The organism is Mesorhizobium sp. 43Arga, from assembly GCF_053714255.1.
Genome location: NZ_JBSKBO010000006.1, coordinates 283607 through 298604, shown reverse-complemented (window position 1 = coordinate 298604; position 14998 = coordinate 283607). Strand labels below are relative to the sequence as shown.

At 59.3% G+C, this 14998-nt stretch carries 15 protein-coding genes and 4 pseudogenes; 9 read left to right on the top strand and 10 right to left on the bottom strand.

From position 1 onward, the window contains the following. Positions 1-20 precede the first annotated feature (20 nt). From ACWGS8_RS22230 to ACWGS8_RS22220, 3 genes and pseudogenes are all read left to right on the top strand, one after another. A pseudogene (locus ACWGS8_RS22230) lies at positions 21-138 on the top strand (IS1 family transposase); the annotation flags it as partial. Next, complete coding sequence (locus tag ACWGS8_RS22225) at positions 134-400, top strand: HGGxSTG domain-containing protein (RefSeq protein WP_454582903.1); 267 nt, start codon at positions 134-136, stop codon at positions 398-400. The pseudogene ACWGS8_RS22230 and the gene ACWGS8_RS22225, both read left to right, overlap by 5 nt. Positions 401-964: 564 nt before the next feature. Further along, on the top strand, positions 965-1258 hold the full coding sequence (locus tag ACWGS8_RS22220) for a hypothetical protein (RefSeq protein ID WP_454582902.1): 294 nt from the start codon (positions 965-967) through the stop codon (positions 1256-1258). 46 nt (positions 1259-1304) lie between these two features. Here the strand turns inward: ACWGS8_RS22220 and ACWGS8_RS22215 are convergent, their stop codons facing one another. From ACWGS8_RS22215 to ACWGS8_RS22200, 4 genes and pseudogenes are all read right to left on the bottom strand, one after another. Next, positions 1305-1805 (bottom strand): hypothetical protein, encoded by a 501-nt coding sequence (locus ACWGS8_RS22215; RefSeq protein ID WP_454583052.1) that lies wholly within the window; start codon positions 1803-1805, stop codon positions 1305-1307. A gap of 425 nt (positions 1806-2230) precedes the next feature. Next, a pseudogene (locus ACWGS8_RS22210) lies at positions 2231-2438 on the bottom strand (DUF768 domain-containing protein); the annotation flags it as partial. A 654-nt stretch (positions 2439-3092) separates the two neighbouring features. Further along, on the bottom strand, positions 3093-3293 hold the full coding sequence (locus tag ACWGS8_RS22205) for a hypothetical protein (protein WP_454582901.1): 201 nt from the start codon (positions 3291-3293) through the stop codon (positions 3093-3095). Next, positions 3290-4156 carry an ATP-dependent DNA ligase gene (locus ACWGS8_RS22200; RefSeq protein WP_454582900.1) on the bottom strand — a complete coding sequence of 289 codons (867 nt, stop codon included), beginning with the start codon at positions 4154-4156 and terminating at the stop codon, positions 3290-3292. Before ACWGS8_RS22200 ends, ACWGS8_RS22205 begins: the two co-directional genes overlap by 4 nt. Before the next feature lie 526 nt (positions 4157-4682). Between ACWGS8_RS22200 and ACWGS8_RS22195 the strand changes: the two genes are divergently transcribed. From ACWGS8_RS22195 to ACWGS8_RS22185, 3 genes are all read left to right on the top strand, one after another. Further along, positions 4683-5093, top strand: coding sequence for a sunset domain-containing protein (locus ACWGS8_RS22195; RefSeq protein WP_454582899.1), 411 nt, complete (start codon positions 4683-4685; stop codon positions 5091-5093). 315 nt (positions 5094-5408) lie between these two features. After that, positions 5409-5597 carry a DUF3606 domain-containing protein gene (locus ACWGS8_RS22190; protein WP_032929693.1) on the top strand — a complete coding sequence of 63 codons (189 nt, stop codon included), beginning with the start codon at positions 5409-5411 and terminating at the stop codon, positions 5595-5597. A 205-nt stretch (positions 5598-5802) separates the two neighbouring features. Next, the gene (locus ACWGS8_RS22185; RefSeq protein WP_454582898.1) at positions 5803-6057 is read left to right on the top strand and encodes a hypothetical protein; all 255 of its coding nucleotides are present in this window, start codon (positions 5803-5805) and stop codon (positions 6055-6057) included. Between the two features lie 715 nt (positions 6058-6772). Here ACWGS8_RS22185 and ACWGS8_RS22180 read toward each other — a convergent pair. From ACWGS8_RS22180 to ACWGS8_RS22165, 4 genes are all read right to left on the bottom strand, one after another. Next, complete coding sequence (locus ACWGS8_RS22180; RefSeq protein WP_454582897.1) at positions 6773-7561, bottom strand: Tim44 domain-containing protein; 789 nt, start codon at positions 7559-7561, stop codon at positions 6773-6775. 665 nt (positions 7562-8226) lie between these two features. Then, positions 8227-8439, bottom strand: a complete 213-nt coding sequence (locus ACWGS8_RS22175; protein WP_454582896.1) for a hypothetical protein — start codon at positions 8437-8439, stop codon at positions 8227-8229. A gap of 656 nt (positions 8440-9095) precedes the next feature. Beyond that, complete coding sequence (locus ACWGS8_RS22170; RefSeq protein WP_454582895.1) at positions 9096-9599, bottom strand: type IV secretory system conjugative DNA transfer family protein; 504 nt, start codon at positions 9597-9599, stop codon at positions 9096-9098. A gap of 163 nt (positions 9600-9762) precedes the next feature. Further along, entirely contained in the window at positions 9763-10680 is a 918-nt protein-coding gene (locus ACWGS8_RS22165) for a LysR substrate-binding domain-containing protein (protein ID WP_454582894.1), read from the bottom strand. A 140-nt stretch (positions 10681-10820) separates the two neighbouring features. Here ACWGS8_RS22165 and ACWGS8_RS22160 point away from each other — a divergent pair. The 3 genes and pseudogenes from ACWGS8_RS22160 to ACWGS8_RS22150 all read left to right on the top strand — a co-directional run. Beyond that, positions 10821-11183 (top strand): annotated as a pseudogene (locus ACWGS8_RS22160) (alpha/beta fold hydrolase); the annotation flags it as partial. 341 nt (positions 11184-11524) lie between these two features. Further along, on the top strand, positions 11525-11854 hold the full coding sequence (locus ACWGS8_RS22155) for a nuclear transport factor 2 family protein (RefSeq protein ID WP_454582893.1): 330 nt from the start codon (positions 11525-11527) through the stop codon (positions 11852-11854). Then, positions 11851-12640, top strand: a pseudogene (locus tag ACWGS8_RS22150) (SDR family oxidoreductase). The gene ACWGS8_RS22155 and the pseudogene ACWGS8_RS22150 overlap by 4 nt, the downstream one beginning before the upstream one ends. 622 nt (positions 12641-13262) lie before the next feature. Here the strand turns inward: ACWGS8_RS22150 and ACWGS8_RS22145 are convergent. Both ACWGS8_RS22145 and ACWGS8_RS22140 read right to left on the bottom strand, forming a co-directional pair. Then, positions 13263-14549 (bottom strand): type II toxin-antitoxin system HipA family toxin, encoded by a 1287-nt coding sequence (locus ACWGS8_RS22145; RefSeq protein WP_454582892.1) that lies wholly within the window; start codon positions 14547-14549, stop codon positions 13263-13265. Beyond that, positions 14546-14878: a helix-turn-helix domain-containing protein gene (locus ACWGS8_RS22140; protein WP_454582891.1), complete on the bottom strand. Its 333-nt coding sequence runs from the start codon at positions 14876-14878 to the stop codon at positions 14546-14548. Before ACWGS8_RS22140 ends, ACWGS8_RS22145 begins: the two co-directional genes overlap by 4 nt. Between the last annotated feature and the right edge of the window lie 120 nt (positions 14879-14998).

Sequence of the window (14998 nt, the reverse complement as noted above, 5' to 3'; positions counted from 1 at the left end):
AGAACAGCACACCTGCGGTGGCCTTCATTGACGATCTTTCCCGGCGTCTTAGCAATCGCGTCCAACAGACGAGCGACGGCCACAGGGCAATACCTTGAAGCTGTCGAAGGCGCTTTCCGCGGCGACGTTGATTATGCCCATGCACCTCAGCCCACGGTGCCTTGCAAAGACGCGGCGAGGGAAAGGCCCTTGCCAGCCTCCCGCGATGAGGAACGGGCGCTGTAGAATGCACGGGGGAAGTCGACCGGGGGCGCCAATAGGGAACCGGCACGCCCTCAAGCACGGATTTTATGCGGCTGGGGCCATAGAAGAGAGGCTGCTGCCAACGGGTTTCCTGCGTGCGACCCGTGAACTGGTTGGAGATAAGAAAACCATACGGCGGAGGGGCTCTCCGCCTTGATGGGGCTATCTATCTAAAAATAAATGGGAATGCGTTTTGGCTCACCGTGTCCCCACTTCAAACCCCACTATTGAGGTTCGATAGTAATCGCTCGTTCATGCCTACACAGTCACCTGGCATGGAAGACGGGGCGTCATCGACAAGTCGACCTTCGACGCCGAGAAGACCGCAAAGGACTACGCAATTTCGATGTTCCCGACACGAAAGGGCGACGACGGGATCGTCTCGGTTAAGTTCGCAACCGGCGCGGGGAATTGAGCATTTATGGCGCATGCTCGAAATGATCGCCTTGCATCCGTTCTAGTCCAGGTCGCAGTCTTGGCGGCGCTGTTAACTCGGACAGTCTTCGCCACCTCTGACGAGGGCTCAACCTGCCGGGGCGGCCGTGGCCGAATATTCCGGATCATTGCCTGGAGCGGGTTGGATCAACTAGACCGGTGAAGACCCTGGTCCTTACGGCCCAAAACTAACCCTCCAAAGCCCGGTGCCCGGGTGGTTACTCCCTAAGGAAACAAAGTCCCCTGCCCAGCGTTAATGCTTCGCTCAACATCAGGAGCCAAGACGATGGACCCGGCAACTGCGGCAGTGATGATTTTGCTTTCTTGCAGTCCAAGTGAGCCTTTTGTCTGCAAACCAATTGATACGCCTGGGGTAGTATTTTCATCGCTCGACGAGTGCCGGACTTCTCTGAAGAACAAGCTGGCGAGCGCTCCCAGGGGTGAAATCGTCGGCCGCTGCCGCCGAATCGACGCGACCGTGACAGGTTCGCTGCCGGGCGGCTATTCGACGGTTATTGTCACACGGGGCATTGGGAACAACGGCGTCAGCAGTAGCAACATCGTGCCTCACAATGATTAGCCCGCCTCCGTGAGGCAGCGGGCTTTCATGGGGCAAGGTCGCGCGGTCAGTTTTCGCTATCAATGCCCGGTAAGTATCGATAGCCGCCAAGCTCCCAAGCATCGCGCCCTTGGCTGCACGATGCGGGCCATCCGACGCTATGTTCAGAATCGCTGGTGTCCAACTCTACGTCTTCGCCCAGGCCGTGCGCCCCGGTCGTTGTCCAGCCGAGCGACCATTCATCGCCGCTCGTGTCCCCTTCCCTGTCACCAGTGCCAGCCACTTCGGCGCCGCTGGCAAGATAGGCTGGCGGGCTTTCTGGCCCAGGAACCACATTCACCTCTTTGCGTTGCAGGCGATGCTTCTCCACGAGCACATCAGCATGGCGCGACGCACGAGGAAGAGTAACGGAATTGCAAGCGCGATCGGTTTCATGGCGCCCCACCAGCGTTTTCGCCCGACCGATGGTGTAGACTTGACCAACCGATGTGAAAAGCCCTCTGCCTTTGGCCTCGCCAAGGGACGACATGCGGTCGGTGTCGTCGATGGTCGAGAAAATCCTGACCATGTACCTGCGCGACAAGGGCTACCTATTAGCAATCGCTCAACTAAGACTGAAATCCCCTTACGCCCCTCGATCAAAGGTCGGCTTCCAGTCGCGATTCCGCTCCCGATTTTGGCCGTCATAGTCCGGGATGCAGGTGAAGAACACCGGGCGCCTATCGCGGCCCGCGGCCTTGCAGGGCGAGCAGACGAATAGCCCGACAAGATCCTCATGCATCGAGCCATGGCCAGGCCCAAGGCGGTCTGTGAGCGCTTGTATATCGAGTTTTGTCGATTTGCAGCACATGGGATGACTGCAGTTTGCGTAGACGCTTTCGCGCGCAGTAAGGGTGTCGGCGAGGGTCTTGAGAGGCATGGCGAACTCCGTTTTGAGGGGATCGCCGCAACGATAGGATTATATTCCTTGCCTGCGTCTAGCTGGCAAACCTGTTCGGTTAGACCAGGGTCGGAATGCACAATCGCATCGAGGATCGTGCGATACAGGCTGTCCACTTCCTCATCGATCTCGATCCTCTTGATGCCAACGGCGTTGGCGTCTGCAATGATGGGTGAGCTTGTCCACGGAGATGACATCCGCCTTCGCGGTCTCAGGCACGTTGTTTGCAATCCACTGGTCCAGGAAGTTGATGCCACGAATGTCATTCGACTTCGATGACACGAGCCGTTCCCTCGGTGCGGGCTTGGTCCGAGGCCTGGCTTTCGGCGGTGGCCTTAGCAATTCGGCTTCCATCTTCAGCCGCAGTTCTCGCAGCCGAAGTGTCTTGCTATCTCTCGCCTCACGCTCAGCATCGATCAGCAGGCGGGCCACTCGGTCTGCCCTCGCAATCCTTTCCTTGTCGACGCTACGCCGCATTAATCCTATCGACTCCTCTGAGTAGGGAATGTGAGTAGGAAATGCCTGCGCTAACGCCCTGTTCCGAAAAAAGATAACTCGGCAAACCATCTTTTGTTGTTGACGCACCTTGGCGTCAGGCGGAGCCGCTTCCGCTTCGACGTCCTCCCCATCTGCGCTGCAGCCATGCGGCGGCTCGGCGCCCGGGCATGGTGGTGCGGGACGCCGAGCCGCCTAACCGGCGAGACGAGTGGGGGGCCACTGCATCCCGCCGGCTCCAGCGGGTTATGCGCTTCCTAGGATTTTTTCGAAGCATCCGAATGAACGAAACGTGCGACACCGGCACGGGAAACGCGCTCTAAGGCGATTTTGGCATCATCTTGCCGTTTAGCGTCCGCCGCGATATGCCGCCAGCTTCTGAAAGCAGCTGTGACGTATCAACGCGTGGGAAAGCAGTCTTTAGCGCAGACCCTGCATAATGGCTTCGAAAACCGCGCCGATTTCCTCGTCGATCTCTTGGCCTGGAATGCTTTGGTTTTCCGCATCACGTTTGGCATCCACTACCATATCTATAACCAGCAAAACGGGGTCGATGATCTGATCATCAGCTAAATGATCCGCCATCCAATGGTAGAGAAAATCACAGCCCCGCTTGCTCATCCCTCTCTGAAATCCTGCAATGAAGCATGGCGCAGGTCTTCCTCGCCGCGCAAATGCTTCACGCGGCCGATGATGCCGGGCCTCACCCATTGGGTCGCAGGCCGCTTCATGCCCTTCGGCGCCGGCCCGGCGTGCTCCTGGACCCGCTTCCACAGCCGCTCGCGGATGGCGCGGCTGGATTTGATGAAGGCGGAGCCGACATACTGCCCCGTCTTGCGATCGGCCATGAGCGCGAAGGCAGGCTTCCCTGACTCCCGTTCGACGCCTAGTAGCTCGTATTCCTCGACCGTATAGCATTTGGCCTTCAGCCAGTTGGTCGACAGGCCGCTGCGGTATTTGCTGTCGCGGCGCTTCGATACCATCCCCTCGAGGCCGCCCCGGTCGAGCAGGTGAAAGATCGCCTTGGCCTCGCCCGGCAGGGGCTCGCTGAACTGGATCCGGCCGCCAGGCTGGATCATGCTGGCCAGGATCTCGCGCCGCTCCTCAAGCGCCATGTCGCGCAAATCATGGCCATTCAGGTGCAGCAGGTCGAAGGCGACGAAATAGAGGTCGTGCTGGCGCCGGGTGATCGCCTTGCGCAACTCGCCGAAGTCGGACAGCCCTGCTTCGTTGAGCACAATGATCTTGCCGATCTCGCCGTCGACGATCGCGCTTTCCGCTCCAAGGGTCTTCGCCTCCTGCACCAGATCCCGATATTTCGCCGTCCAGTCATGGCCTTTGCGGGTGTAGATGCGTGTCCCGTCTTCGCCGATGATCAGTTGCGAGCGATAGCCATCGAACTTGACCTCATGGATCCATCCATCGCCCTCGGGAGGCTGGTCGACAAGGGTCGGCATTAGGGGAGCTACGAACTTCAAACGCATGCACAGGACTCGCAAACCGCGAGTCAATTAGCATACGCTTAATTAGTTCCGGAAGATTTTAACGGTTAATTGACCGCGCTGTCCTACTTTGGAACAGCGCGGTCAAATCCAACCGGACTGCGCGGGCGGCTCCGACAACCCAGCACCCCTGCCGCACAGTCGGGGCCGCCACCCTACTTCATGATAATACCAGCAATGGTTGAATCAACCGTTACTCAACGTGCTTTCCATTGCGTATTTCCAGTCGTGAGACTTTATCGGAACAAGGGGAGTCAGATTCGGGGTTGCGATCCAGAATCGGACCATTGGACACTATCTCTGACGATATCTCCCAGGTTCTCAGAGCGCCCCGCACAGACGCATGGAGGCCATTCCGCGTTTGCCGCCAAGCTCACCCTAGGCCTCGCTATCGGCCTTGGCGTTGGAATTGGGATGCGATCGCCGCCTGATCTCATATTAGCCCAGACTAAAACACGCTGGACTTTCTTCGCCAATGGAAGCATTCTTCCGGTGGGGAGAGTGGGACGTGGGCAAAGTCCAGCAACAGCACAATATTGGTGCCGATCAGGCTGACCGGTGGCGCAAGAACACCAGGAAGCGGCGCCGCGGCATATGGCGGCTTGAGTACCTGTTCGCGCTGATCCTGGTCCCCGTGGCCGTGATACTTTCTCAGAACCCCGACATCATCGGCGCCGCTCCCAGCCTCATGCAGTTGTCCGACGGAGCCGCTGAAACAACTCCAAGCTCCTCGCTTTTGTCCTCGGGCATTGGCTGCACCATCAAAGGAAATATCTCGATCAACACCGGGGAGCGCATTTACCACGTGCCCGGCCAAGAGCACTACTGGGAAACGCGGATCAGCCCCCAGTATGGCGAGCGGTGGTTTTGCACCGAAGAAGAGGCGCGCGCGGCCGGCTGGCGAAAGGCGCGTCGGTAAAATGCAGATTTTACTCGGTCCAGTTTGCAAAGCCGATTGATGCCCCTTCCAGCCGACCACCTTACGAATCGGGCGAAGGCCCTGATCCACCCCGCAACACGCGCCAGATCCCTGACAGTCGACGACAGCCGTCGAACTCCCAATCCAGCCGTCGCCTTCCGGAGGCTGGTGGACCAGGGTCGGCATCAAGGGCGCGACAAACTCCAACCGCATGCACTGAACTCACACAAGCCGGCAGTTAAATAAGCTTTTGCTAGCAGCGAAACAAATCGGTGTGGCGCACGTTGCGGTCGATCGCAGCTTGGGAGAACCACGATGACCGACGACAAGAACAAACTTGGCTATCAGGATCGCAGCCGCGTGAGCGGCGATGAGGAATACGAGGTCGGCTATTTCGCGAGCAAGTTCGGCCTGTCTATCCCGCAGGTCCGGGAGCTGATCGCAAAGCACGGCAATGACCGCGACACCCTGGAACGCGAGGCCAAAGCCCTCAAGGGCCGGTGATGACCAAGCTATCCGACCTTGGCCCGCCCATCCCTGGTACTCGACATGATGGCGCCCCCGCGCATGAAGAGGATCATTTCTACGCTTGCGAAATCTGCGGCCAGAAAGTGGACATGCGGGACCTTCGGCAAGTAGCTTATCATCAGCTGCCCGACCACGACGCGCTCATCCTCGACGAGTGAACATGTCAAGCCACGGGAATGTCTTGAAACTTTCGGACCTCGTCGAACCGAATGCCGCATTGCGGGCGGCGATGGACCTCTACGGAGTAGACGCAGCGACGGCGGTTGCCCATTGTGCTTTGACCGCGCACTACGATGGGCGCGAAGCTGACTATCGCTTTTGCTGCCAGGTGTTTCGCCAGCTGAAGGAAAACGACGAAGCACTGAAAGCTGATGCTAAAAGCCCGCCACTGCGGCTAGCAGTGACGGGCCTCTCGACAGTGCCGTCTGCCCGGTGAAGGACCGAGCGTAATCAGAACTTCAGCCACCGAATCCGGTTCCAACAAAAAAGCACGCCACTCGGGAGAGCAGCGGGCAAGAGACAGAAGTGCCAGGATAACTAGCAACGGTCAACGAACCGGCGCCAGGGTTGGTTGCGCTAGACATGCGCGATTTCCGTCAGGTGATGTGGCACGAGAGGCCGCGCCATGAACCGCTGGAACGGAAGGTGGTGCGGACACAATCCGGTTTTCAGAACGCCTGAGATAGGACTTCACGGTCGCTGCAGGCGTAGATAGAAGCGTTGCCTTCGGTCAGCCACTTACGGTTTCGTAAATATCAGGTCGAGTAACACCCTAAAATAGCGATGGCCCGCGCCTGTTGCACAAGGCGCGGGCCGACCAATGAGGGACAATGGTCAGCGACCGCTATCGGCTAGATGCATGCCGCCGTTGTTAGAACCTGCGTGCGGCTCCGATGTTCCGCGCCGGCTAGGAAAAAGCCCGCCACCATTCGGCAGCGGGCTTGAAACCACTAGCCCTGTCTATCAGGGGGCGGCGGTGGCGGAGCGGAAACGGCAAGCCGCCATCCGCAACCTTCATCACCAATCCCCGCATGATAGATGAGGCATTAAGCCGACCTGATATTTTCGCATGCAAAATGCGGAAGTTAACCATCGTTCCGGGAGCAGTCGCCGCAGAAGCGTCAGGCATTGAAAGCCAGGGCCGCTGCCCTTCAGTTGGCCGTTTCCTGGATCGCAGATAGCAGCCATGGTTGCCCTGGCTCGCGAGTGAAGGTCCACAGCTCCGTTGTTTCGACAGGCTTGTTGGGATCGCCCGTTTCGATGGCGCCTGTTTGACGGTTGCGCATCACATCGATGGCGGACCAATGCATGGCCACGGTCGCATAGTCGCGCGTGCCCTCGCGCCACGCTTCTGAGACCTCGCCGTTCAAAAACTGAAGATTTGATACCTCGTTCTTGAGACCCTTGGTGGCATTGTCCGCCAACTCCTCGGAGAGGTAGGAAACCATTTCCGGTGTTGTCAGCCGGCGTAGCCCTTGGTGGTCTTCGCGGGTGAATGCGGCTTGCACGTCCGCGAGAATGCGCTCGAACGCAGAACGATCAGTCTCGGTAATCCCGATTTCGTCTGCCCCGGTCGCGTCACTAGTCGCTGTCCCGGTAGGGGCCTGCCGGCTGTAGGCTTGCGCGCCGGTTCCAAAACCCTGCTGACCAAATGGGAGCGCGAAACTTCTGGCTTCGGCCGGAGCGGAATTGTTGCGGCTGAAAAACCGCATTGCCAACATGACGACACCGCCGATCAGCAACAGCTGGAGTATGAAGCTGAGGCCGCCTCCGACGCCGCCAAAGCCGTGGCCGAACATCATGCCAAAAATTCCATTGAAGAGGAGCCCGCCGACCAGCCCCCCAACCAGCCCACCGCCGAAGCCGCTCCAAAAACTTGGACGCGGCTGAACGAGCGACGGCTGCGACGGTGACACCGGTTGGGCGGTATTTGGCGTCATCGAGCGCTTTACCGGCGCGGTGTAGGGGGCAGTTGTCGTCGGAGCTGGAGCCTGGAAAGTCCGGCTGCCGCGACTGCCGAAACTGCCGCCTCTGCGTGCTTCCGCCGGATTAATCGACACGCTCCCAACAGCCGTCGATAGTATCAACAATATTGACGCTATTTGGATCAGCCGTAACTTAGGCATTCTAAAAATCCTTCGGTAGACATCGTTGTTCGCCTTGCGCGAAGCCCATATATGGGGTCTGGACCCAGACAGGTTTAGGTCCGGCGGCTCTTCGGTGAGTCCCTTCGGCCATACAATTTGGTAAGCCTTTTGCGCTGGGGGCGGTCACCGCTCGCAAGCGGGGCGACAACCCTGCGCTTTCACGCGTGATGATGTCATCAATTCGATGCTCCTTGCCTCCCAAGCCAGCGGCCCCGCAACGCCAGTGCGTCGCCCGGGGAATCAAAGGGTGATCAAGCTGTCCAGCAGACCGAGGAGATGATCGCCCTGGTTTGGCGCCCCCGACGAAGGTTGGCGAACGAATGCTCTCTCGCGCCACACGCCGCCGTGACCCGTTAATAGAAGAGCAGGGTAAATTCGCCGGGGAACTCTCTCCCGGCATGACTCGGCTGCCGTGGCGCCCAAACCGGCGGCCGGGCCGGCCTCTTCAGAACGACATGTCAGTGGCGCGGGATCGGATTAAGGTTTGCGAGCCGCTCCCTCGCCTCGGCAACACGTCTTTGCTCGAATCTGACCCGATCGCAAAGGGAAAGATTGACCGCGACGTTGCCACAGCCCTGGTCTAGCAACTCGTTTGCACGGTCGAGAGAGCGCTCGGCTCTGCTCACTCGCTGACGAGCCTTCGCAAGTTCAAAGCTAAAGATTTCGACCATTGTCCGGTTCCTTCGGCGTTCTGGTCCCTTCGAGGGATTCAACCGCAACCAGCAGGTTTTGTTCCAGCGGTGGTTTATAGCCGTTGACGGACCTCAAAGCGCCACGCATGTCCTGCTCGATTGCCCGGCGACCGGGAACGCCATCGCAAACGCCGTCGAGGAAATTCGGTCGAAGCTGGCCCCTCGGACATAAAAAGAAAGCCCGGTTTGAACCGAGCTTTGGAGGAAAGGGAATACCGAACTTGGGAGGATGGCGCCCGTTCGGCCAGCGAAGTTAGCATCACCATCATGACGGTTGCGTGAAGCCGCCAACCAGACCGGGTTAGAGTACATAACCGCCCTAATTTAGACGATGCTTGCACTCGCGCCTTGATTACGCGATGCTGGATTGGGGCAATAATATAGGGGCGGGTTTGCGTGGGTTCCGACACGTCGTGTCATCGCGCACCGTAGCGGCGCATTTTGACTCGTTATAGCAGGCTTGGCCATATACGAAAGGGCGCCGCTTGCGGCTGCGATCATTTGATTCTGTTGGTTCATGCCGATTTGTGCGTCGTGTGATTTTCCGGTGCGGATTGCACGACTCATACAACAAGGCCTCCACCATTTTAGCGCCGATATCGGCATGGACGTTGGGGTCAATCATGATGTGGTCCCTACGCATCTTCCGATTCAAGTTCCGACCAGGCGTCGGGTACTGCCTCATCAAATATTTTCGACCAGTTCGTCGTGTCGCTGCCTGGCTTTGTTCTGCTCGCGATCAGATCCTTCAATCGTTTCGCCGCCATTTTGAACCGGGCCTCAACGGCCTCTGGAGCCTGTTCGCGATGGGCCGATGCGTCCGGGGGTCGATCGGCCGGGAAGGGATCGGCCTGCGCGGCGGGTTCTTGACGCGGAGCAACCGCGCGGTCTGCGCCGGCATTCTGATAGGCCGCCGTCGTGGCGGGGACCGGTGCCGAGGGCAGGAATTCCATGGCCGGAACGAACGGAATGTGCGTTCGGGAGAATAGCTCCAGGTCGCGAAACCGCTTGACCGCGAAGAAGCGAAGCTTGTCGGCAAGGATCGGATTCTGCCCTTCGGAAATCACCAGCATCTTGTCGGGCGGCAGCTGACGGATTTCCTGCGGCATCATCAGATCTCGCTCTCTCAACTGCTCCACCTTGGTGCGCCGGGGAAAGCTCGACGCAGAAAGTTCGAAAAGCTAACCCCAGTCGACACGCTACGCACGGCAGAAGTTTAGTTATGAGAATTTTTTACATCATTAAATCAACCACTTAACACCGCATAGTATCCATTTCGTTAAACGGCAGCGCCCACCTCAATCAGCCCTCCCCTAGCTTAGTGTTGCCGTTTGCGTACTCGCGTGCAGCCAGGATAAACGCGCTGAAGGCAGCCGGAGGGTTCTTTCTGCCGGGGTAATACAACGCTAGCGGCGCCAAATCTGGTGTCCAATCCTCGAGGACCCTCACAAGACGCCCGGCAGCAATGTCGTCGCGCACGTCTGCCTCCATAACATATCCGAGCCCAATACTATTCTGCGCGGCGATCCTGACAAGGCTTGGCTCGTCGAGCGTAATAGAGCCTTGCACTTCGATCTGGACCGCGCTTCCGTCTTTCTCGAAACGCCATCGGAACAACGCGTTGTTGGGCAGACGGGCTCGGATGCAGCGAAATCGATATAGGTCGGCCGGAATGGCTGGTGTACCGTGAGCGCGCAGGAAATCCGGCGATGCAACGACGGCATTACTTCGCTTTAAGCCAATTGAAACGGCGATCATGTCGCTGGGCACCAGGTCGGCCGGCCTGAGGCCCAGGTCAAAGCCTGCTGCAACGATATCGACCAGTCGTCCCTCAGTGACCAGATCGATATGCACCTGCGGATAACGCTGCAGGAACGAAAGGATCAGGGGCGCCATCACTTCCCGCGCCGCCGATGCAAATGCATTGATACGCAATGTACCGGTCGGGGTTTCTTGAAGCGACTGAGCCGCGAGCATGGCGTCATGGATGTCGGTCATCGCCGGACCAACCCGCTCGACAAAGGTCTTTCCAGCCTCGGTGAGCGAGACACTTCGCGTCGTGCGATTGAATAGCCGAATGCCGAGACGGTGCTCAAGCTTGGCAATGGCGTTGCTCAGCGCCGTGGTCGACATTCCAAGGTCAAGCGCGGCAGCCCGAAAGGAGCCTTGGCGCGCAATGCTGAGAACGGCATCCAGCTCGGCGAGAACAGATCGCGTCATTATCCCTTTTCTCGTGATTCCTCATCCTGATTTGTCCCAATTATCCTGTCAATCGTCTCGGCATAGATTGGCATTTGCCGGCCTTGAAGGGGTTCCGGGCGCACGGCAGCAGGGCCGGATTAACAAACTGGAGGTCCAACATGGCTTCGAAACCAACGAACATCTTGGCGGCAACAGCCGCCGTCGCGGTAATCGCCGCTGCCTCGGCTTCTCACGGCGCCGAGAAGATTCCTGACACGCAGCCTGTCAAGAACGTGGTGCTGGTTCATGGCGCATTCGCAGATGGTACCGGTTGGCGCGGCGTCTATGAAGATTTGACGGCGCGAGGTTATCGCGTGTCGATTGTTCAGAATCCGCTAACCTCGCTGGCAGCCGATGTAGCCGCGACCAAACGTGTGCTGGATCGTCAGGAAGGACCGGCAGTTCTTGTGGGGCATTCTTGGGGCGGCACCGTGATCACTGAGGCCGGCATCCACCCCAAAGTCGAAAGTCTCGTGTACGTGAGGATTGCACACCTTCTGCCGCCGTTGAGCCTCTACTAACTGAGCCGACGCAACCCAACCGCCGCGTTCAAGGCGTTCGTCGACATCGCGCGGCGGAGAAGTGGGTCAGCATTACCCTGACTGTCGAAACCCAGCCCAACCGCAGCTGTGCGAAATTTGCCGCGGCGGGCGACCGTAGAATTGCATCTAATTCCGTCAGGTTATTTTGCACAATTATCCCATCTTTCGCGATGAGACATCCCGAATTGTCCGGATTATCATGCGACTTGTCTACTGCCATCTTGCACTGCAACCGACGCTGCAGCCGTGTGGCTGCGATCGCAACAAGCAGGACATGACCAATGACGCTCGAATTACCACCCCCAATCGCCGCATATGTGGCCGCGAACGCCCGTCTCGATGTAGACGGAATGTTGAGCCCCTTCACACGCGACGCGGTCCTTTTTGCTGATGGAGGCCGTCACAAGGGCTACGCCGGAATGCGGGCCTTGTTCGAAGAAGCGGTTATCCCGGTCAAGGCGATCTTTACTCCGGATACCGTTCGATACGAGCACGGTAACGTCGTCGTCGAGGGCCCCGCCCATGGCGATTTCAAGGGCAGCCCGATCCGCTTCACCTACCGCTTTACGCTCGAAGACGACGCCATCAAAGCTTTGGAGATCACGGCATGACCATCAAAGCTGATCCGACCGAGTTCGCGGGAAAGCGCGTGCTCGTTAGCGGCGGCACCAAGGGTTTGGGCCGCGCGACCGTCGACCGCTTCCTGGCCGGCGGCGCCCGGGTGATTACATCTGCCCGCGGAACGCTGGAGCCCATTTGATAGCGTCGAATTCGTCCAGGCGGACCTGACGACGGCTGAGGGCGGAGAAGCCCTCGCCAGGGCGGCGCTCGAGCTTCTAGGCGGCGTAGATATCCTAGCGCATGTGCTTGGTGGTTCGACCACGCCCGGCGGAGGCTTCGTCGCCCTGACCGACGAACACTGGCTGTCCGAACTGAACCTGAACCTGCTGGCCACAGTCCGCCTCGACCGGCTCCTGATTCCGCAGATGATGCAGCGGGGCAGCGGCGCGGTAGTGCACGTCACCTCCATCCAGTCGGTGCTGCCGCTTCCCGAGGCAACAACCGCCTACGCCAGTGCCAAGGCCGCGCTCCGGACTTACAGCAAGTCCATCTCCAAGGAGCTGGGTTCCAAGGGCGTGAGGGTCAACGTCGTCTCTCCCGGCTGGATCATGACCGAGGGCACCGATGGGTTTCTCAAGCGCATCCAAGCCGCCAACGGTGGCACTATCGAGGACGCGCGCCAACTCGTCCTGGCCGGCCTTGGTGGCATTGCCATAGGTCGCGGCGCCGAACCATTCGAGGTCGCCGAAGCCATCGCCTTCCTGGCCTCCGATCGCGCCTCTTCGATCCATGGTTCAGAACTCGTCGTCGACGGCGGAACTGTCCCGACTGTCTGATCACACGGACACGTCCACGCTTGGCCGATCCGACCATGCGTGGACAGACGCCTGCCATGGCCTGATTGTCCCAATGTTTGCTCGTCGGCCTTGGAGCAAACGTCCGCTGCCATGAGCCATCGCGACACATTGCGCTGCGTAGACGTGATCAGCTTTGGATTTTCCCTAGAGAATCTAACAGGGAAAAGCCCCGTCAGCATTCCTGCTGCCTCCTGAAAGTACCGTCAGCTCAAGGTGGCTCAACTCTTATGCGGCCGCGCATCAATCCTCTTTGTTCAGCACGCGCTGCCATTTTTATCTGCGCGCCGGTGCTTCGGGCATGCGCTCCAGATTGTGCATTTTCCACCGCATGGCGGGCAGTTCGTCAGCGCCGTCGATGCCCAACAGATTTTAAATCGGTCGACGCGCCTTGAAGGAGAGGAGGAATCGGAGCTGATCGTCAGTCATTGTTGATGTCGGCGATCAGGCTTTCTCGGACCGCCAGACGGACGTCGAACTGTGACATGCGGAGGAACTCGCCTTCATAGATGCCGCTTTGCGGGTTGGCTGGAGAAGTTCGGCAATAGCACAACTGGCGGTGCAGACACGTCGCTTCATCAAGTGCAAATCCGCGCTGTCGACCTCACTGCAGCGCCCGTTGGGCAGCCTGGCGTTCCGAATGTTCGAACGCGTCGGTGAAGCTTTCGAGTTCCTGCGAGGTCATGCCAAGCTCCCGCCCATCTTCCCGCCATCTAGCGACTGCGCCTTCGACCTGGCCCAGGATTTCCCTCGCGCGATTGCGGCTGATGCGGAAATAGGCGATCACGGACATCAGCGCATCAATGGTTGCTTCGGGCCCGGTCTCCTCGGAAACCCAGGTCTTGAGCTCGCGCACACGCTCGGGGAACGGATTGATGTCGAACCCGGGCGCCAGGCGCCATTGCCCGCGATCCACATGGAGAAAGCCGTGATTGTGGAGGTGGTCATCGACGTTGGTGATTAGGATCGAGAAGGCGATGCGCCGCCAAAGCTCGTCGATATCGGCCGCCGGCTGGCTACCGTGCTGGCGCAGGGCGTCGACGAGCTCGGTATAGCTATGCTCGCCGGCGTCCCCCCTCTCGGCGCCGATCATCGTGGCGGCCGAGACATACATCAGACGATTGCCGTTCGGGGTTCGGTCGAAACGGCGGATCAGCGCCACGGGGGCGCCGTCGCTGTCGATCAGGCGTGCCTCCGCCGCATCGATGCCAGCCTTGCGGGCCAATATCATGGCTAGAACTTCGCCCTTGGTCACGGAGCGCTCGTCCGCGACACTCGGAAACTTGCCGATAGCGAGCCGTCCGTCATCGTCGAGAACGGTGCATTTCGGACGCAGGCCGCCAAGCGATGTGCCGCGTCCGCGCAGATAGGCAAGGTCAGCCGCCGTCTCCGTGTTGGTTTCGACCGCGCGCGTGGCTGTGAGGAGTTGACCGATCTCGACAAGCGGGGGTGTTGTGCGCCGTCCCTCGTCGACGCTCCTTTGATAATGCCCCTCCTCATCTTGCAGGCGTAGCGCGCCGACGCGGCTCGTGTCATCGACCGCCAGCAGGTAGTCCATCGCGTTGAGGGGCCGTGCCTCGGTCTCGTCTCCTACCCGGCGTGCCTCTTGGCGACGCTTGGCGTGGTCGCGCTGGATCACGCGTCGCCCCCATCCGTCCGGCTCGGTGTCGGCGATCGCGTCGTGGAACACCGATCCGTCGCGCGCCTTGCGATGATACTGCGGGCCGGCGACGAGAGGCAGGCCGGGTTCGATCGAGAACCTGCTTCGCCGTGCCAGCCAACTTGCATCATATTCAAATGCCGCGCTTTCCCGCGCGCCCTGCTGGTCGTAACGCAGCATACCCAGCGGCGTCGCTTCCTGGCCGAGATGGACGGCAATGGAACGCCTCATGGCGCACTCGGCGCCTTTCGCACCCTTATCCTCTTTGGCATGCGTTCGGCGTCGAGGAGCAGGCCCTGCTCGTCGCGTTTGGGATCGACGATCTCGGTCAGGGCCTCATCAAAGCCCAGCACGAAAAAAGTCATGGCATAGGCGCCCATGGCGACCGTCGGGTCGCCTTTCTCGATCTTCAGGTAGGTGCTCTTTGCGATCCCTAGCCTTTCCGCCATCATCATGATGGTCAGACTGCGCTTCTTGCGGGCTAGCGCGATGTCAGCGCCCAGCTTGCCGAGCGCTCTCTTGACCTTGGGAGGTAATGTATCAATCACGGTTGAGCGCATTTTGGTCTCATAAAGGATGTCATAATCGCCGAACGGTCCTGTATATAAGACCTTAATGGTTTTGGCGAGAGCCGATCTGAATCCGGCGATATTGATCAGGCCGTCTCTACGTGAGCCTCG

Bases quoted from the DNA above. Each gene is read 5' to 3' on its own strand.
- ACWGS8_RS22225 (WP_454582903.1), top strand. From the start codon at position 134: ATGCCCATGCACCTCAGCCCACGGTGCCTTGCAAAGACGCGGCGAGGG.
- ACWGS8_RS22220 (WP_454582902.1), top strand. From the start codon at position 965: ATGGACCCGGCAACTGCGGCAGTGATGATTTTGCTTTCTTGCAGTCCA.
- ACWGS8_RS22215 (WP_454583052.1), bottom strand. From the start codon at position 1,805: ATGGTCAGGATTTTCTCGACCATCGACGACACCGACCGCATGTCGTCC.
- ACWGS8_RS22205 (WP_454582901.1), bottom strand. From the start codon at position 3,293: ATGAGCAAGCGGGGCTGTGATTTTCTCTACCATTGGATGGCGGATCAT.
- ACWGS8_RS22200 (WP_454582900.1), bottom strand. From the start codon at position 4,156: ATGCGTTTGAAGTTCGTAGCTCCCCTAATGCCGACCCTTGTCGACCAG.
- ACWGS8_RS22190 (WP_032929693.1), top strand. From the start codon at position 5,409: ATGACCGACGACAAGAACAAACTTGGCTATCAGGATCGCAGCCGCGTG.
- ACWGS8_RS22180 (WP_454582897.1), bottom strand. From the start codon at position 7,561: ATGACGCCAAATACCGCCCAACCGGTGTCACCGTCGCAGCCGTCGCTC.
- ACWGS8_RS22175 (WP_454582896.1), bottom strand. From the start codon at position 8,439: ATGGTCGAAATCTTTAGCTTTGAACTTGCGAAGGCTCGTCAGCGAGTG.
- ACWGS8_RS22165 (WP_454582894.1), bottom strand. From the start codon at position 10,680: ATGACGCGATCTGTTCTCGCCGAGCTGGATGCCGTTCTCAGCATTGCG.
- ACWGS8_RS22155 (WP_454582893.1), top strand. From the start codon at position 11,525: ATGACGCTCGAATTACCACCCCCAATCGCCGCATATGTGGCCGCGAAC.
- ACWGS8_RS22145 (WP_454582892.1), bottom strand. From the start codon at position 14,549: ATGAGGCGTTCCATTGCCGTCCATCTCGGCCAGGAAGCGACGCCGCTG.
- ACWGS8_RS22140 (WP_454582891.1), bottom strand. From the start codon at position 14,878: ATGCGCTCAACCGTGATTGATACATTACCTCCCAAGGTCAAGAGAGCG.